At 29.1% G+C, this 18,611-nt stretch carries 12 protein-coding genes and 1 pseudogene; all 13 read left to right on the top strand.

From position 1 onward, the window contains the following. Positions 1-5 precede the first annotated feature (5 nt). The 13 genes and pseudogenes from WJW32_RS10905 (at position 6) to WJW32_RS10845 (ending at position 18,513) form a co-directional block, all read left to right on the top strand. Positions 6-1,385, top strand: a complete 1,380-nt coding sequence (locus WJW32_RS10905; protein WP_340258207.1) for a HAMP domain-containing sensor histidine kinase — start codon at positions 6-8, stop codon at positions 1,383-1,385. After that, a complete protein-coding gene (locus WJW32_RS10900) occupies positions 1,378-2,031 on the top strand; it encodes a response regulator (protein ID WP_340258205.1) in 654 nt (217 codons plus the stop codon). The genes WJW32_RS10905 and WJW32_RS10900 overlap by 8 nt, the downstream gene beginning before the upstream one ends. Positions 2,032-2,160: 129 nt before the next feature. After that, entirely contained in the window at positions 2,161-4,086 is a 1,926-nt protein-coding gene (locus WJW32_RS10895; protein WP_340258203.1) for an OPT family oligopeptide transporter, read from the top strand. Between the two features lie 149 nt (positions 4,087-4,235). Continuing rightward, positions 4,236-4,595: a PqqD family protein gene (locus WJW32_RS10890; RefSeq protein ID WP_340258201.1), complete on the top strand. Its 360-nt coding sequence runs from the start codon at positions 4,236-4,238 to the stop codon at positions 4,593-4,595. A 1-nt stretch (position 4,596) separates the two neighbouring features. Beyond that, positions 4,597-4,941 carry a hypothetical protein gene (locus tag WJW32_RS10885; protein ID WP_340258199.1) on the top strand — a complete coding sequence of 115 codons (345 nt, stop codon included), beginning with the start codon at positions 4,597-4,599 and terminating at the stop codon, positions 4,939-4,941. A gap of 690 nt (positions 4,942-5,631) precedes the next feature. Then, entirely contained in the window at positions 5,632-10,353 is a 4,722-nt protein-coding gene (locus WJW32_RS10880) for a calcium-binding protein (RefSeq protein WP_340258197.1), read from the top strand. Between the two features lie 105 nt (positions 10,354-10,458). Then, positions 10,459-12,588, top strand: a complete 2,130-nt coding sequence (locus WJW32_RS10875) for a type I secretion system permease/ATPase (protein WP_340258195.1) — start codon at positions 10,459-10,461, stop codon at positions 12,586-12,588. 28 nt (positions 12,589-12,616) lie between these two features. Next, on the top strand, positions 12,617-13,939 hold the full coding sequence (locus WJW32_RS10870; protein ID WP_340258193.1) for an HlyD family type I secretion periplasmic adaptor subunit: 1,323 nt from the start codon (positions 12,617-12,619) through the stop codon (positions 13,937-13,939). Between the two features lie 30 nt (positions 13,940-13,969). Continuing rightward, a complete protein-coding gene (locus WJW32_RS10865; RefSeq protein WP_340258191.1) occupies positions 13,970-15,085 on the top strand; it encodes a TolC family protein in 1,116 nt (371 codons plus the stop codon). Positions 15,086-15,288: 203 nt separating this feature from the next. Further along, a pseudogene (locus WJW32_RS10860) lies at positions 15,289-16,097 on the top strand (transposase); the annotation flags it as partial. A gap of 292 nt (positions 16,098-16,389) precedes the next feature. After that, positions 16,390-17,142: an MEDS domain-containing protein gene (locus WJW32_RS10855; protein WP_340258189.1), complete on the top strand. Its 753-nt coding sequence runs from the start codon at positions 16,390-16,392 to the stop codon at positions 17,140-17,142. A gap of 187 nt (positions 17,143-17,329) precedes the next feature. Continuing rightward, entirely contained in the window at positions 17,330-17,647 is a 318-nt protein-coding gene (gene trxA, locus WJW32_RS10850; protein ID WP_340258187.1) for a thioredoxin, read from the top strand. Positions 17,648-17,661: 14 nt separating this feature from the next. Next, entirely contained in the window at positions 17,662-18,513 is an 852-nt protein-coding gene (locus WJW32_RS10845) for an NAD(P)/FAD-dependent oxidoreductase (protein WP_340258185.1), read from the top strand. Positions 18,514-18,611 lie beyond the last annotated feature (98 nt).

Raw genomic sequence — 18,611 nt, 5'->3', positions numbered from 1 at the left:
AGATTATGAAAAATAAAGATAATATGATTTACATTAGGACTTTTAGTTTTATTGTTATAGGATTTGTATTCTCATTTTTTACAAGTTCTCTTTGGTTTAATGTTATTGTGAAAATTAGAGAGGCTATATATACAGGAGATAGTGGACATCTTATTTTAGCTTCAGCTTATAGTAGTATTCTTTTTTCTATTCAAAGTACATTGTTTTTTTTGGGTACTATAAGTTTGTTATCTATAATAAATAAAAAACATCAAATGTCACACATTAAAACATATGTATTTGTTATTGTAGTATTTTCTATTTTGAATAGAATTGTTGAGGTGTTTTTTATTGTTCCTTGGGAGCCTATAACTATGATTGTGGGATTGTTTGCTACTATGATTTTGCTAAAGGAGCAAGATTATTCATCATTTGAGTTTATACAAACTACTATAATAGCGATTCAGGTATTTTTTGCATTTCAGTGGCTAAATATAATGCCTACTTTTTCTTTTTTACAAATTGGACAAAGTGATATATCGATGAGTATTAAAATAGCTGGAGAGTATCTTAAATCAGAATCTGTACTAAATTTTATAGGGTTTTCTTTCTTTTTACCATTTACATTCTTAGCATCTATTACAGCATCTTTGTTTATGATTTATGCTCATAATATATTGATTCTTGAGGAAAATTATAAAAAAGAGAGGGATATTCAGCTAATTAAATCTAAGGCAATGGAGAATAGAATATATCAAGAAATAAAATCTTTAGCACATGATTTAAAAACTCCACTAGTTACCATTAAAGGTCTAAATTCATTGATTCCAATATGTAATAATAAGGACAAATTAATAGAGTATAGTGAACGTATAGAAGGGGCTATTACTAAAATGGGTGAGATGATTTCAAGCTTTTTATATGAAGAGTCTCGTCAAAAACTTAAGGTGGAGGAGCTGATTCAATATATTCAGGCTCAAATACCTATTGAAGATGAATTTTTAAATGTTGATATTGATTTAGAAACCCAATTGCCTTTAATTTATGTAAATAAGGTAAGGGTTGTTAGAGCGCTTATAAATATCGTTGAAAATGCAATTGTAGTTCCTTGCATTCATAAATTTAAACATATAATAATTAAGGTAAGGAAGGTAGAAGGTGGGGTCAAGATATATATATATGATAATGGGATAGGAATAAAGCCATCAGACCTTGAGAAGATATGGGAAATAGGGTATTCCACTTGTAAAACATCTGGACTTGGATTACCTTTTGCAAAACAGATTATAGAGGATCATAATGGGATTATAAGCATTGAAAGCAAACTAGAAGAAGGAACTTGTGTAACAATATATTTACCATCAGCTAATGACATTAAAAATAAAAGGGGTGATTGTGGTGAATAGTAAAAACAAAATAAGAATTGTAGTAATAGATGATGAAGAGGATATTTTATATACGATAAAAGAAATATGTGAATTTGGAGGATATGACGTATTAACTGCAACTAGCGGAAAAAAAGGATATGAACTTTGCAAAAAATATAACCCACAGCTTGTTATTGTAGATTATCATATGCCAGATTGGGATGGAATAAATACTGTTAAAAAAATTAGACATATGAACCCAGCTGTGTCTATTCTAGTTTTGACAGTTGATGAGAGACAGGAAATTTCAGATAAATTTATTGAGGTAGGAGCTACTGATTTTGCAATAAAACCTATTAAAGCACCAGATTTAATATCTAGAATAAAGGTTAATTTGAAAATTCATGAAGTGACTAAAAAGAGTATTGAAGAGAGAGCTAATGCATTTGTAGATAAAGGAATTAGTCCTGCTACTTTAAGTTTAGTATGGGATTTTCTCTTAAATCAAGATGAGGATGTAACTATAGACTATATTGCTAGTGGTATGAATTTGGCTTATCAAACCGTACATAGATATGTTCAATACCTTATTGAGCATGAGAAATTAGAACTCATTCCAGTATATGGTCAAATCGGAAGGCCTAAAAATAAATATAGAGTTATAGATAAAAAAATGTCTGAATAGACATCTTTTTCGATTATTCAGAAATTTTATTCAGAGAAAAAAGTGATAAAAAGTAAAAAAATATTTTGAAAATATATAATAGTATGTGAAGTTATATATTTTTAAAAATTAAAAGAAGGGGGTTACAATATGGCAAAAGAAGATATTGCAAAGAAAGAATTTAAACCTTTTATATCTGCAGACAAAGTTTTACCAGAATTTACAATCACATCAATAATATTAGGTATTTTATTAGCTGTTGTATTTGGCGCTGCTAATGCATACTTAGGATTAAAAGTAGGAATGACAATAAGTGCATCTATTCCTGCAGCAGTTATTTCTATGGGACTTATAAGAGGGGTTTTAAAGAAAGAATCTATTTTAGAAAACAATATGGTTCAAACTATTGGTTCTGCTGGAGAGTCATTGGCAGCAGGAGCTATATTTACATTACCAGCTCTTTATATTTGGTTAGAAGAGTGGGATATGGGAACTCCAAGTTTATTAACTATAACAACTATAGCTTTATGTGGTGGGATTTTAGGAGTATTATTTATGGTTCCTTTAAGAAAAGCTCTAATAGTTAAAGAACATGGTGTTTTACCTTATCCTGAGGGAACAGCTTGTGCTGAGGTACTTCTTGCTGGAGAAGAAGGAGGAGACAAGGCTAAAGCTTGTTTTACAGGTCTAGGTGTTGGAGCATTATACAAATTTATAGCTGATGGAATGAAATTATTTCCAAGTGAAATTGAAACAACAATCAAAGGATACAAGGACGCTGCTATTGGAGCAGATGTTTTACCAGCACTTTTAGGGGTTGGATTTATTATAGGACCTACTATTTCTGCTTATATGTTAGCTGGTGCTGTTATAGGATGGTTTGGATTAATACCATTGATTTCAAATATTGGTGGTATGGGAGAAGTTATAATGTATCCTGCATCTGTACCTATTAGTGAATTAGGATACTGGGGAATATGGAATTATTATATAAGATATATTGGTGCTGGAGCAGTTGCTTTTGGTGGTGTTTTCAGTTTAATAAAATCTTTACCATTAATAGTTCAAACATTTAAAGATGCTATGAAGGATTACTCTGCTGGCGGTGGCGTATCTTCATTAAAAAGAACAGAGCAAGATATGTCTATGAAGATTGTTTTAATAGGGGTATTAGTAATTATATTATCTATGATGATGCTTCCAATAATACCTGTAGGACTTGGTGGAGCTTTACTGATTGCTGTATTAGGTTTCTTCTTTGCAACTGTATCATCAAGAATAGTTGGTCTTGTAGGAAGTTCGTCAAACCCAGTTTCTGGTATGACTATTGCTACATTAATAATCACAGCTATTATATTTAAATCAACTGGAAATGATGGACAAACAGGAATGATAGCTACATTAACAGTAGGTGCTATAATATGTATTATCGCTGCCATGGCAGGGGATACATCTCAAGATTTAAAAACAGGATTTTTAGTAGGAGCGACACCTAAAAAGCAACAGTATGGAGAGATAATCGGAGCATTAGCTGCAGCTATTGCAATAGGTTCTGTTTTAACATTATTGAACCAAGCATGGGGATTTGGATCTGCTGAATTACCAGCACCTCAAGCAACTCTTATGAAGCTTGTTATAGAAGGGGTTATGGGTGGAAGTCTACCTTGGGCTTTAGTATTTACAGGAGTTGGTATAGGAGTAGCTATTGAATTATTAGGACTTCCAGTTCTACCTATAGCAATAGGTTTATATTTACCAATTCATTTAAGTACTCCTATTATGGCAGGTGGATTAATAAGAGGAGTATTAGATAAGAAGTTAAACAAAGTAGGTGGAGAAGAAGCTATTCATGAAAATAAAGAAGCTAGAGGATTCAAAGATAAAATTGAATCAGGAATTTTATATGCATCAGGTTTAATTGCTGGAGAAGGTTTAATTGGAATTCTTCTAGCAGTATTTGCAGTAGCAGGATGGAATGTGAACCTTGGAGTTGACTTAGGACAATTAGGATCAATTGCGTTCTTTGCTTTACTGATATATTCATTAATGAAGCATTCTGTATTAAAGAAAAATTAATAGTATAATAAAAAAGAGGATATTTAATATCCTCTTTAAATTATGGATAAATATAAATTCCGTTATGAGTTTCAAAAAAGTTTACATTTAAGGTTCTTCAGAGAAGAACTTTTTTACTTACTAAGAATTTATAAAAAGAAGGTGACAAAATGGCTAACAAAATAAAAAAAGATGATAACTTTTTGGAATTAGTTCCTAAAAAAACGGGTAAATATAAATGGGAAACAAATGAAGACGGGTTTGTTAAAATTATTATACCTAGAGACGGAGTATTAGATAAAATAGTTAGATTTTTCTTCAAAACTCCAAAAGAAATGAAAATAGATTTAGATGAGCAAGGAAGTTGGGTTTGGAAACTAATAGATGGAAAGAATAATATTGAAGATATAGGTAGTAGTTTAAAAGACGAGTTTGGGAAAAAATCTGAACCTGTTTATGAGAGATTGGGAACTTATATAAATATTTTAAGAAACAATAATTTTATAACACTTGAGAAGGTAAGTGATTAGTATGATGAATTTTGTGTTCAAGATATTATTAGTGGCTGTAACATTTGCTTTTTTACTGTCATGGGGATACATTAAGCAACAAAGAAAGAATGAGGAATTATTGAATAATTTATATAAGAAAATAGAGAATAAAGTAATGAATGAATTTAAGAAAAAAGAGAAATTAACTATAGCAGATATAGAAAACCTTATTAAGGGAACAAAAGCGTCTTTATTTTGGAGTAAGAATAAAATTACAGTAACTGATCCAAGGGTATTTATTAAAAATATGATAAAAGATATGATGAATAAAGGACTTATTGTAGAGGTTGTAGATAATAATTCTAGAGTATATAAAGCTAAATGAACTATATTAAAAGGTGCATGTGAAAATAGTGTTTTGATAAAACTATTTTCACATGCACCTTTTGTATATATGATAATTTTATTACATCTAGATTATAACTATTTTAGCGAGTTTACACATTTTAAATTATATACTCATATATTCAAGAAAAACTATATGATTAGCATTTGATATTTTTAAGAAAATTTTAAGATTTCATTAATATTAAATAATTAGAATAAGTAAATAAAATTTTATATTAACTATAATCGAGCAGTTTAAATTGAAAATTTTCACAGTTAAACAACTAAAGCAATTTCTATGTGATTTTCTTGAATTATTCTGCATTTTTTTAAATCCAGAGTCAAAATTAAAGGCTACGCATGAGGAAAATTTAGAATAAGTATAGGATATTAACATTATTTTGTATAAATATTTTTATTTTGTTCAAATGTAAATTTATTCAAGAGGTTTTGTGCTTTTACAATATTTAACAATTATTTTTTCTATAGATAAATAAGTTTAAGTTTTAAAAATATACCATTTTATATAAGCAGATATTTAAGTAGGATATATGAACTAAAATTGAAAGAATTTTCAAAAAAGTATTGAAAATTATAAAGAGAGGTATATAATGTAAAAAAAAGAATTGTTTTGTCGAGAAAAGTTTTTTTTTGACGAAAAACTGAAATTTATATGGAGGCAGAAAATATGGAAACAGAAAAAAGTTCAGTAACAGATTTTATTAACGAAAATAATATAAATACAGATGAAGGAGCGATTTTAAATGATAATACTAATGCAGAAAATGTAAATAATGAAGAGTTCAAACTTGATCCATTATTAAATGAATTATCAGAAGAACTTGCTAGAGTGCAAGGGGACATGGAATCAGCCTATACAAACTTATCAAGAATAACTGGTAAAGAAAGTTTTGGTAATTACGCTAAATATATGAAATCTCTAACAGCAATAAAGACTATTTTTATGCGTAATGGAATTAATGATCCTGCTGATTTATTTAGACGTTTAAATCAAGTAGGTGCAGCAAGTGGCTTACCAAGTCAAATAGCAGGGCCAATAAGTATGAATAATTTTGTTTATAATTTATTGAATGAAATTGTATGGGGAAATACAAAGGATCGTAAAAAAAGTATTCTTCGTTTAACACAAGATGCAGCAGGGATTGCAGTGGATACATTTGGTCTTGGATATAGTATATTTGCAGCTAAAATGGATCCAAGCTTAAAAGGAGAAACATTTGCAGAAAGATTTCTCGAAAGATATATGACGGTGAGTGATACTACAATTACAACAAGAAGTTATGATCTTGAAAATGCTGTAGTTAGGAATTTAGACATAGATCCAGACGTAGAGTTGACATCATATAAGCCAATAGCAGATGATGGTATTTCTAATAAACCTATAGATGCTGATATACCTAATAAACCTGTAGATGTTGATATTCCTAATGTAGGACGTGGTTCAATAACTTCAAGACAGTTACGTACACAATTAAATAAACTTAATAATGCTTTTGGAGAGGTTATGGGTTATGGCAGTTATGATTTTAATTTAGCAAGAGAAAACTATAATGCAGCAGTAGATCCAGATACAGGTATTACAGGAACAAGCTACAAACCAACAGGAGATGTAGATGTACCAAATTCAGGATCAAAACCTTCATTAGGATCAAACACTTCAGAAGTTTATAATCCAGGTAGTAGATTCGGTTCAATTAATAATGCTGCAAATACAGGATTAAATGCGCTAGGAGTAGGATTAAGTGCGTATGGTTTAGGCTTTAGTTTATATGACATAATAACTGCTGGGCAAGAAGGGAAGATTAATGCGAGGCATATAACTAATGTAATAGGTAATACATTAGGTCTTCTAGCAAACTGTTTAGCATTTGCAGGACCTATAGGTGCAATAGCAGGTGCTATAATAGGAGGAGTAGGTGCAGTAGTATCGTCTGCTGGACAGATTGCTAGTCTACCTTCAGATGCTAGTTCACTACAAAAATTTACGGCTTCAATGGCTATAATGGTATCATCTATTCCACTTATGCCAGATGTACCTTCAATAATAAAAGCAATGAAATTAGAAGAACTAAAACATTCAGCAAATAATGATATAGATAGAGATACTTATTCAACATTGCACAAGATTTCTGCATTAAATGCAACACCAATTATTAACACGTTTTCACCTGGTTATACGTTAAAATTACAAAAGGATTTATTTGAAAAGCTTACTAATGATTATAAGACAGAACCAGATTTCTTTAAGCATCTATTTGAAAGTAGGGTAATAGAACAAGTTGGAAAATATGCAGACGAAGTAATAAAAGAAATGGGTGCTAATGCATTCACATATGAAACTTATCAGACACCTGGAACGGTTGGAAACATAGTTGAAGGAAATAATTATAATACAACACTATATAGACAAACACACGTAAATGGAGAAACACATACTAATGCAATAGGTTACCATTTTAAAGAGGAAGGTAACAAAAAAAGGGAGATTCGCTTAGACGTAGGTGAAAAAGGAACAGGCAAAATAGATTCATTTTATCACGAAGATATAAGTAAAACAATGGCAGATAAGATTGCAAAAGATTTAAATGGTACAAAAATTAATCAGAATTATGTAGATATGGGTAACACTAGAAACTATTTAGTTACTAAGCTTATGAATTTTATAAATCAAGAAATTCAATTAAATGGTGGTGACGATATAGTAGAATTTAAAGAAACTCTTAGAGCAAAGGATGCTAAAAATATATATGCGAAGGTAGATGGTGGAGAAGGACATGATGGGGCAAATTTAGGAAATATTACAGAAAAAAATCATCAATTATATAAAGGAGACTTTTATTCTGGGTCTAATAAATTAGATGTTAGACATGTCGGGTCTGTAAATAATTCAACTATTGTTACATTATCTAATTTTGAAGAAATTTATCTTCCTTCTACCAAATATGCTCACAATATAATAAATCATATACAAGAAGATAGTTCTTCTGATAAACCAAAAACAATAAGATTAATTGCACCTAAAGCAGGTAAAAATGAAATTAATTTTACAGATGTTACAAAAAGTAGACTTGAATTTATAGGATCAGTTTATGAGAATATTGTAAATGGTACAAATAATGATGATTACATGAGTGGAAATGGATTATCTACTTCGGAAGAAAATGAAAAAATTAATGTAGTGATGGACAATCTAAAACCTTTGATACATAATAGGATTGATACTTCATATGATTTTCTTAATGATAGAAGTTTTAAGCAAGCGGTTATAAGCTTAGGTTTAAATTCTAATGAAAAAATAGGTAGTACATTCCATGGTATGGAAGGTAATGATATATTAATAGGAGGAATAGGAACTGATAAGTTATATGGAGATGATGGAAATGACTATTTAGATGGAGGGCTTTTAGGAAGAGATGAACTTTATGGTGGAAAAGGAAATGATACACTTAAGATTAATTATATGACTAAAGTAATAGATGGAGGAGAAGGAACGGATATAGTAGACTTTAGTAATATTGATGAAGATATTAAGCTGAATTTTAATTCTGGAGAGAGATATAGTGTCGGTAGAAGGTTTATGGACAATTTAAAATCTATTGAAGGAGTAAAAGGAGGTACAGGAAATGATACCTTCACTGGATATTTAAATAGTGAAAATATGATTGAGGGTAATGAAGGAAACGATGAAATAATAGGAGGAAATAAAAATGACTTCCTAGCAGGGGGAAAAGGAAACGATGCATTATATGGTAATGATGGAGATGATATTCTAAATGGAAAAGAAGGAAGAAACAACCTTTATGGTGGAGCAGGAAAAGACATACTTATGGATAACCATTTAAATACAACAGTAGATGGAGGAGAAGGAATAGATTGCGTAGATTATAGCAGATATGATGGATCTGTTTCAGTAGATCTTCAAAATCAAAAAGTTGAGTTTTTTGAATCTAATACAGATACTAGTATAGGTAATCATAATATTACTTCTATAGAACAAGTTAAAGGAAGTAAGAATAATGATACAATCAACGGGTTTGAAACAAGCGGAAATAGTATTTTTGGATATAAGGGGAATGATAGTATTATTGGAGGAAGTGAAGCTGACCTTCTTAATGGTGGAGAAGGTGATGATGAATTAAATGGTCAAGATGGAAATGATAATTTAGTAGGCGGTAACGGTTTTGATCAAATTTATGGTGGAGATGGAAATGATTTAATTATTGGAGGAAAATCAAAAGATCAAATTTATGGTGGATCTGGAGATGATTTGATTTTCAGTGATGATATGAATTCATATAATACTCCTGATGAAGACAGATTTGTAGCCTCTTACATAAATGGGGAGGATGGTAATGATAGTATCTATGGAAGTGATTATCAAGATCGCATTTATGGTGGATCTGGAGATGATTATATAGATGGTAGAAAAGGGTTTAATGAATTATATGGAGAAGAAGGAAATGATACAATTTATGCTATAGAAGGTCACAGTAATGTTCATGCTGGAGACGGAGATGATATTGTTTATGACTATAGCGGAAATAGAGGTGTATATGACGGTATAATTATAAATGTATCTGGGGGAAATGGATATGACAGAGTAGATTATAGTAAAAGTGATCTAAATGTTAACATAGATCTTAAATTTGGTACTGCTGAATTTGGAGATGGATCAAAACATAACGTACTTGGATTTGAGAGTGTTATAGGAAGTAATTTAAGTGATTCTATTAAGGGGAATTATGCAGATAATCATTTAGAAGGTAAAGATGGAGACGATTCTATATATGGATATGAAGGAAATGATCGTATTCATGGAGACGAAGGAAATGATAATATTGTAGGTGGAGAAGGAAACGATATGCTATTTGGAGAAAATGGAGATGATACATTAGTTGGAAATGAAGGCAATGATATGATTACTGCTGGAGAAGGAGATGATACATTAGTTGGAAGCGAAGGAAACGATATGCTATTTGGAGGAAATGGAACTGATACATATAAGTTTGAAGGTAGCTTTGGCAACGATATGATATATGATCCAGGAGATGGAAATGATATTATTTCCTTTGAAGACAAAAGAAAAGAAGATATTTTCTTTGAAAGAGAGAATGATAATTTAATTATAAAGGTAATTGGAGAAAGTAATTCAATTACTGTTAATAATTGGTATTCAGAAAAAGATTGTAAACTAGACATAAAATATGCAGACGGAAGCAGTATTACAAAAAATAAAATTGATTTATTAGTTGATCAAATGGCTGGATTTGAAAGTGAAAGAGGCGTAAGCTGGGAAGATGCAATGAAGGAAAATATACAAAATAATAATAATGTATTAGCAAGCTCTAATGGAGCTGCAGCATATAATATTTTAAACAATAGCTTTTAATCATCCGACAAATTAAATAACTGAGTATAAAAAGAGACTAATGTTCTTAGTCTCTTTTTATAACAAATAAAAAATATTTAATTTAAAAGCGAAGGAGAGGAATAAATGGAAAATGAAAATTTTAAAAAATCATTGAATAGTTTAATTGTTGTTGCACAAATCAATCATATTGCTTTAAATGAAGAACAAATCAATCATGACTTCGCTTTAGAAGGAAAAGATGTAAGTGCCGAAGATATTCTCTTAATTAGCAAAAAAGTCGGGTTAAAGGCAAAAATAACAAATATGGAATATTCAAAAATGATAAAATGCCCTTTACCAATATTGATTGAGACAAAAGAAGGGGATTTTATTGTACTTGCAAGAGCAAATAAAGAAAAGTTAATGATATTTGATCCACAAAAGCAAAAGCCTGAGGAAATTAATAAAGAAGAATTTGAAAAAATTTGTACAGGGAAAATCATCTTAATTAAGAACAAAGACAATAAGCTTCAAAATATAAAATTTGGAGTAAAGTGGTTCATACCAACAATACTTAAATTTAAAAAATCTTTTATAGATGTTTTAATAGCAGCATTTATACTTCAAATTATAGGATTAGTATCTCCTCTTATAATTCAAACCATTGTTGATAAGGTATTGGTTCATAAAGGATTTACAACTTTAAAGGTTTTAATGACAGGACTCTTTATTGTTATAATATTTGAAATGTTTTTAAATATGTCTAAAAATTATGTTTTTTCACATGTAACAAATAGGATAGATGTGGTTCTTAGTGCAAGAATTTTTGATCATTTATTTAAGTTACCACTTAAGTTTTTTGAATCAAGACGAGTTGGAGAAACAATTGCTAGAGTAAAAGAGGTAGAAAATGTTAGACGTTTCTTAACCGGAGCTCCTCTTTCAACAGTAATAGATATTATTTTTTTAGTAGTTTATATTGTTGTAATGTATATATATAGTAAGACGCTAACAAATATTGTTTTATTATCATTACCTATTTTTATTATATTATCTTTAATTGTAACACCAATTTTTAAAAATCAGCTAGAAGAAAAATTTAAATATAATGCTGAAATGCACAGTTTTTTAGTGGAAAGTGTATCTGGAGTTCAAACAATCAAATCTTTTGCACTAGAGCCTTTAAGTCAAAAAAGATGGGAAGATAAAGTTGCAGATTATACAAATTCTTCTTTTAAAACATCAATTACAGCAGGTAATTCAAATGCTATAGCACAATTTATTCAAAGAGCCTTTGATTTAATCGTTTTATGGAAGGGCACTCATATGGTTATAAGTGGGAAAATAACGGTAGGACAGCTTATTGCTTTTAGAATGCTTTCAGGAAATGTAAGTGGACCAATATTAAGACTTGTAAACCTTTGGCAAGAGTTTCAGCAAATGAGTGTATCTATTGAAAGATTAGGAGATATTTTCAATACACAAACAGAACCAAATTTTGATGGAAAAAAGCTAAGATTACCAAATATAAAAGGGAATATTGAATTTCAAAATGTTACCTATAGATATAGAATTAATACACCTGAAGCTATAAGAAATTTATCATTTAAAATACCATCTGGTAAAACAATAGGAATTGTTGGAAGATCAGGTTCGGGTAAAAGTACTTTGTTTAAATTAATACAACGTCTTTATATTCCTGAAAGTGGAAAAATAATGGTGGATGGAGTGGATATTTCAATGGCAGATCCACATTGGTTAAGACGCCAAATTGGTGTTGTGCTTCAAGAAAGCTTTCTTTTCAATGGATCTGTAAAGGATAATATTTGTATTAATAAGCCAGAGGCAAGTATGGAGGAAATAATTTATTGTGCTAAGCTTGCAGGAGCTCATGAATTTATTCTTGGAACGCCACAAGGATATGATACACAAGTAGGAGAAAAAGGAACAGCACTTTCTGGAGGACAGCGTCAGAGAATAGCAATAGCTAGAGCGCTTATTACAAATCCATCAATATTAATATTTGATGAAGCAACCTCAGCACTTGATTATGAATCTGAAAATATTATTCAAAAGAATTTATCAAAAATTTGTAAAGGGCGTACAGTTCTTATAATTGCACATAGACTTTCAACGATAAAAAATGCAGATGCAATAATGGTATTAGATAAAGGAAATCTAGTAGAAGCGGGATCTCATGCTGATTTAATGAATAAAAAAGGATTGTATCATTATTTATTCAATCAACAAGATCAGGAGCAAAATAATAATTAAAAAAGTTTTTATGAATTGGAGGGAAAAAATGCGATTATTTGAAAAGAAAGATATACGAAAGGAATTTCTTCCTTCGGCCTTAGAAATTATAGAAACACCTGAATCACCACTTGGGAAATTAGTTATTTGGATAGTTGCTTTAATAATAATAATTGCGATTATTTGGTCTATAGTTGGAAAGGTAGATGAAGTTGCTATAGTTGCTGGAAAGGTAATTCCAGATGGAAATGTTAAAGTAATACAAGCATCAGACGGTGGAGTAATTACATCTATAGATATTAAAGAAGGAGAAAAAGTGAAAAAAGGACAGCTTATAATGAAATTAGATACATCTATTTTAGAGGCTGAAAAAGATAAAATAGAAAATGCTTTAAATACAACATTTGTTGAAAGAAAATTGCTACTTACTACATTTAATAAAGGTAACTTACAGCTTAAGGATAATGGAAATATAAAAAAAGATGAGTTAGCAAGACAATTAGAATACAATAAAATGAAGGAAGCTCAACAGGATCAGAAACAACAAGCTTATGAGAATAGTACAGAAAAAATTATAAAAGAGTTTGAAGTAGAAAAGCAAAATTTAAAGCAAATTGAATTAAAGATACAAATATTAAGTGAAGAAGAGCAGAAATTAAAAAAGCTATATGAAGATGATTCTATACCTCAGCAACAATATATAGATAAAAAAAATGAACTTGATTTAGCGAAGCAGTCTATGGAAATTCAAAAGAGTAAGATAGATATTTATGAAAAGCAAGTAGAACTAAATAAAAATCAAAAGATAATTAGTTCATTAGATTATGATAAGAATACTATGAAGGAAATAGTAGAAAAGGATAAAACAATACAAACTATGGAAAAAGAATTAGAAAAAATAAAAAATCGTATACAAAGACAGACTATTGTTTCACCCGTAGATGGAACAGTACAAAGTCTAAGTGTAAATACTATTGGAGGAGTAATTGAAACAGGAAAGCCTATTGTAACAGTTGTTCCAGATGACTCAGAATTGCTTATTGAAGGTATGATATTGAATAAAGATATAGCATTTGTAAATGTAGGGCAGTCAGTAGAAATAAAACTTGATACTTTTCCTTTTCAAAAATATGGAACAATCAAAGGTAAGGTTGTACATATAAGCCCAGACGCAGTTCAAAATGAAAAAATGGGATATGTTTATAAGGCTTTAATCAAACCATCAAAAAATTCAATTTTTGTTGAAAAAAAAGAAGTAAATATTTCAACAGGAATGACGGCAGTTGTAGAAGTAAAGACAGGTACAAGAAGAATAATTGAATTTTTCCTTCCAGGAATAAAGGAAATAAAGGAATGCTTTCAATTAAGATAAAAATAATAGATATAAAAAGAGGGATTAAATATGAAAAAAGTTATTTTGGGTACATTTTTATTGTGTATACTGATAACATCTTCAACAGGAGTGTATGCTCAAGATAAATCAGAGGATATAAAAAAACTTTCTATTGAAGAGGCAATAAAAGAAGGAATAAAAAACTCTAATGAAATTAAATTAAGTGATTTAGATATTCAGATAAAAGAAATAGAATTAAATCAAGCAAATTATAGAGAGAAAAAGTATAAAAAAGGAAATAATGACAATTTCTCAGGAACAATAGAAGGATTTCAATTAGATGCAAATATGGTATCTAAAAATGCTGAGTATGAATTTCAAGAGGAGAAAATAAAAAAGGAATATAAAATAGAAAATTTAAAATATAATATAACGAAATATTATTATTTAGCAATTCAAGCAAGGGATAAGCTTTTTATAGCACAAAATAATTTAGAAAATGTTGAAAATAATAAAAACATAGTAAATAAAAAATTTGATGCTGGATTAGCATCAAAATCAGATTTAATAATGGCTGACATTAATTTAAGTGAAGCAAAAACAACTTTAGAAAGAGCAAGTAATGATGCAAAAAAATCTCTAAGAGAATTAAATAAGCAATTAAGCTATTCTCTTGATACAGAAATTGAGCTTACATCTGATTTTAATGAAGCAGATTTTCTTTCTGACTTAAATAAGGATTTAGAAAAAGCGTATAAAAATAGATTTGATATGATTAAAATAAAGAATAAATATGAAATTGCAAAACTGGATTTTGAAACTAATGCAATAAAATACTCAGAAAACACATATACCTATAAATATAAGGAAAGAAATGTAGTAAAAGTAGAAAATCTTTTAAAAGAGGTTAAAAGTGATGTTGAATTTGATATAAAATCAAAATATGATGAAGTGAATGTTCTTAAAAGACAGATAGATATTGCAAAGTATCAGGTAGAAAAAGAAAAGGAACAACTGAGATTAAAGCAAAGCTCATATAATGCTGGAATGACAACATTAATAGAAGTAAAGCAAGCATTTAATAATTTATATAAAGCTCAAATTTATCTTGACGAAACTGTATCGAATTATAATTTATCTATTCTTGATTATAATAAGTGTGTGAGTATAGGGGAGATAGGATAATATGAAAATAATCTAGAAAATATAAAAATTTCTGTATGCGTCGGGAGGCCACTGAAAAAGTGTTCTTATTTTAAAAAGGTATAGCGTTCACTTCATTATATGAATGTTATACCTTTTTATTGTGCATAATTCTAATATAAAAAATTAAAGATGAGTTGACTTCAAAGTATTGTGTTGATAATGGTCGCGTAGCGATTGATCCTATAAAAGATATGAATCTTTTAGATATGCTTATAAATAAAACTGTTGAGATTTCTATAGAGAAAGGTATTATAAAGAGTAACTCTATAATTGTAGATGCTACTCATACTAAAGCACGTTATAATCAAAAATCGCCTAAAGAAATCTTAATGGATAGATCTAAAAAACTGAGAAAATCAGTATATACAATAGATGAAAGTATTAAATCAAAATTTCCAACTAAAACAACAACAAATATTTTAGAAGATGAAATAGAATATTGCCAAAAACTTATTGATGTTATAGAAAAAGAAGATTATATATCAAACTATCCTAAAGTTAAAGAAAAATTGAATATTTTGAAAGAGACCTTAGCAGATGATATAGAGCACTTACGAATATCGGAAGATGAAGACGCAAAAATTGGTCATAAAACTGTGGATTCTTCATTTTTGGTTATAAAACACATATTGAGATGAGTGAAGAACGAATTATTACTGCAGCAAATCAAACTACTACATATTATTTTGATATAGAAAAGTGTAAATGTTGTCCATATAAAGAAGGATGCTATAAGAAAGGGGCTAAAAGTAAGAGCTATTCTGTAAGAATTAAATCAGCTGAACACACAGAACAAGCAAAATTTCAAGAAAGTGACTATTTTAAAGAAAAATCAAAAGAGCGATATAAAATAGAAGCTAAAAATAGCGAATTAAAACACAGACACAGGTATGATGTTGCATCGTCTTCGGGTCTTATTGGCATGGAAAGACAAGGAGCAATGGCTATATTCACGGCAAACTTAAAGCGAATATTGAAGCTATTAGGTTAAAAAACAGGGTTGAAAAAGGATTTATTCCATAAAAAAAGATGACTCAAAAATTTAAAGAATAAATTTGAGCCATCTTTTTTTATATTTGTTTAAGTTCATTGAAAAACAATAAGTTTTTCAGTGGCCTCGGCGTCGGTAGAATCTTTTTATTTATGGGAATTATTTTTAAAATAAAGGGAATTACCTATAAGAAAATAATATTATAATTTGCCTAATAATCTATATCAAAAAATACCAAAAATGCTATAATATAGATAAGAATGTAATGTTTTAGCGAAAGGGGATGATTCTTATGAATATAGGTTCTGATAATTTAGAAAAAAGAGATTGCTATGATTTAGAGAAAGAGATTGAGTTAACTCGTCAAAAATTAAATAGTATTATAGTTGAAAAAAATGAAAACTTACTAGATCAAGAGGTTATAAAGCTAAGTGAAGAATTAGATGAATTAATAGTTAAATTTCAGTATATTAAGTCTATACAAGATACTTGCTTAATGAATTTGAAAAATATAATGGGTACTCATTCTACTTTTTATTATTACGGAAAAGATCATCTCTTTGCAAATATGATTCAGTATATAAAAATAGGAATAGATAATAATGAAGTGATATATATATATATGAAGCCTGAATTGTACAAAGACTTAAAAAAATACTTAAAGAATTTTGGAATATATGACAAACATTTAAAATTACAATCTATCAAACAACTTATAGATATAAACAAAACTGGTGGAGTAAAAAAGCTTAAAGAAAAGGTTGAATTTGTAGTAGAAGAAGAAATTAAACAGGGATATAGTGGTATTCGTTGGATAGGTCAACCTACATATGCTATTGAGCAAAATTCTAAAAAGGATTTTTTGGATATGGAAAGTAATTTAACTGAAGGTTTAAGACATACTAAAGCATCTCTTCTTTGTATATATGATTATTATGATTATATAAATAACAAGAAAGTCATAGATGAAGAAATTATCAAAAAATCACTAAGTACACATTCTCATAAACTGCATAAGTTTTTTTTAAAAGAACAAATTATATAAAAAAACTTCCCTTTAAAAAATAAAATAATATTGTTGATTAACTCATATATTATTGGGTAAAGTAATAAAAGTAAAAGAAAAATCAATTTAAATATCTATATATTACGATATTGACATATTCATAATAAAAGAGTATAGTATGGATATAATGAATATAAAATTAATTTAAATTGGGAGGAATTTAATTATGATAAAAGTTGTAAATACTAATGATTTTAACGAAAACGTAGAAAATGATAATGGTGTAGTTGTAGTAGATTTTTTTGCGGAATGGTGTGGACCTTGTAAAATGCTAGCTCCTGTGTTTAAAGATTTAGATGAAGAAATTGGTGATAAGGTTAAGTTTATGAAAGTTGATATAGATAAAGATATAAATTTAGCTGAGAAATTTCAAATAACAAGTGTTCCTACAATGATAGTGTTTAAAAATGGAAAACCAGTGGATACTATAATGGGATTTAGACCTAAGGATATGATAAAGTCCCAAATAGAAACACACTTATAAGAGGGTAAAATTTTATGAGGTATGATATAGCTATATTAGGAAGTGGGCCAGCTGGATTGTCAGCGGCTATAAATGCTAAAATTAGAAATAAAAAAATAATAGTATTTGGAAACAGCAATTTAAGTGACAAGATAGTAAAAGCACCTAAGGTAGATAATTACTTAGGTATTCATGATATAACTGGTGAAAATTTAAAGGATATCTTCAAATCCCACATAGACAAGATGGGGATTGAAATTATAGAGGAAAGAATTAATAATGTATATGCTATGGGAGATTATTTTGCCCTAATGGTGAATGAAAAAACTTATGAGGCAACTACAGTAATACTTGCCACTGGAATAGAGTATGCAAAGCCTATAAAAGGAGAAGAAGAATTTTTGGGTAAGGGAGTAGGTTATTGTGCTACTTGCGACGCAGCTTTATATAGAGGGAAAAAGGTAGTTATAGTAGGTTATAATGAAGAAGCTGAGGAAGAAGCTAACTTTTTAATGGAAATAGCATCTAAGGTATATTATATACCTATGTATAATGGTAAGTATGAGTTAGTTGATGGCATTGAGATTATGAAGGATATACCTATTGAGGTATGCGGTAAGATGAAGGCTAATAAGCTTATACTTAGAAACTCGGAAATAGATGTAGATGGGATATTTTTTATAAGAAATAGTATATCGCCTAAATACTTAGTTCCTGGGCTGGAAGTTGAAGAGGGACATATAAAAGTAGATAGAGGTATGAATACGAATATAAAAGGATGTTTTGCAGCTGGAGATTGTATAGGAAAACCATATCAATATATAAAAGCTGCAGGAGAAGGTCAGGTTGCAGCACTTAATGCAGTTTCATATATTGATAAAAAATAGAAATATTAAGGTTTACAGACAAAGATATAAGAGAATAATAAAGAGGTATGGTTAATTAACCATACCTCTTTATTATAATGAGTAGGCAATCATATTGA

Origin of the sequence: Tepidibacter sp. Z1-5, from assembly GCF_037844525.1 — a bacterium.
Taxonomy (GTDB): Bacteria; Bacillota; Clostridia; order Peptostreptococcales; family Peptostreptococcaceae; genus Tepidibacter_A.
This window is presented reverse-complemented; position numbering and strand designations above follow the sequence as displayed.

Coding starts and splice junctions, on each gene's coding strand:
- WJW32_RS10855 (WP_340258189.1), top strand. CDS start 16,390: ATGAATATAGGTTCTGATAATTTAGAAAAAAGAGATTGCTATGATTTA.
- trxA (WP_340258187.1), top strand. CDS start 17,330: ATGATAAAAGTTGTAAATACTAATGATTTTAACGAAAACGTAGAAAAT.
- WJW32_RS10890 (WP_340258201.1), top strand. CDS start 4,236: ATGGCTAACAAAATAAAAAAAGATGATAACTTTTTGGAATTAGTTCCT.
- WJW32_RS10880 (WP_340258197.1), top strand. CDS start 5,632: ATGGAAACAGAAAAAAGTTCAGTAACAGATTTTATTAACGAAAATAAT.
- WJW32_RS10905 (WP_340258207.1), top strand. CDS start 6: ATGAAAAATAAAGATAATATGATTTACATTAGGACTTTTAGTTTTATT.
- WJW32_RS10895 (WP_340258203.1), top strand. CDS start 2,161: ATGGCAAAAGAAGATATTGCAAAGAAAGAATTTAAACCTTTTATATCT.
- WJW32_RS10865 (WP_340258191.1), top strand. CDS start 13,970: ATGAAAAAAGTTATTTTGGGTACATTTTTATTGTGTATACTGATAACA.
- WJW32_RS10885 (WP_340258199.1), top strand. CDS start 4,597: ATGATGAATTTTGTGTTCAAGATATTATTAGTGGCTGTAACATTTGCT.
- WJW32_RS10845 (WP_340258185.1), top strand. CDS start 17,662: ATGAGGTATGATATAGCTATATTAGGAAGTGGGCCAGCTGGATTGTCA.
- WJW32_RS10870 (WP_340258193.1), top strand. CDS start 12,617: ATGCGATTATTTGAAAAGAAAGATATACGAAAGGAATTTCTTCCTTCG.
- WJW32_RS10875 (WP_340258195.1), top strand. CDS start 10,459: ATGGAAAATGAAAATTTTAAAAAATCATTGAATAGTTTAATTGTTGTT.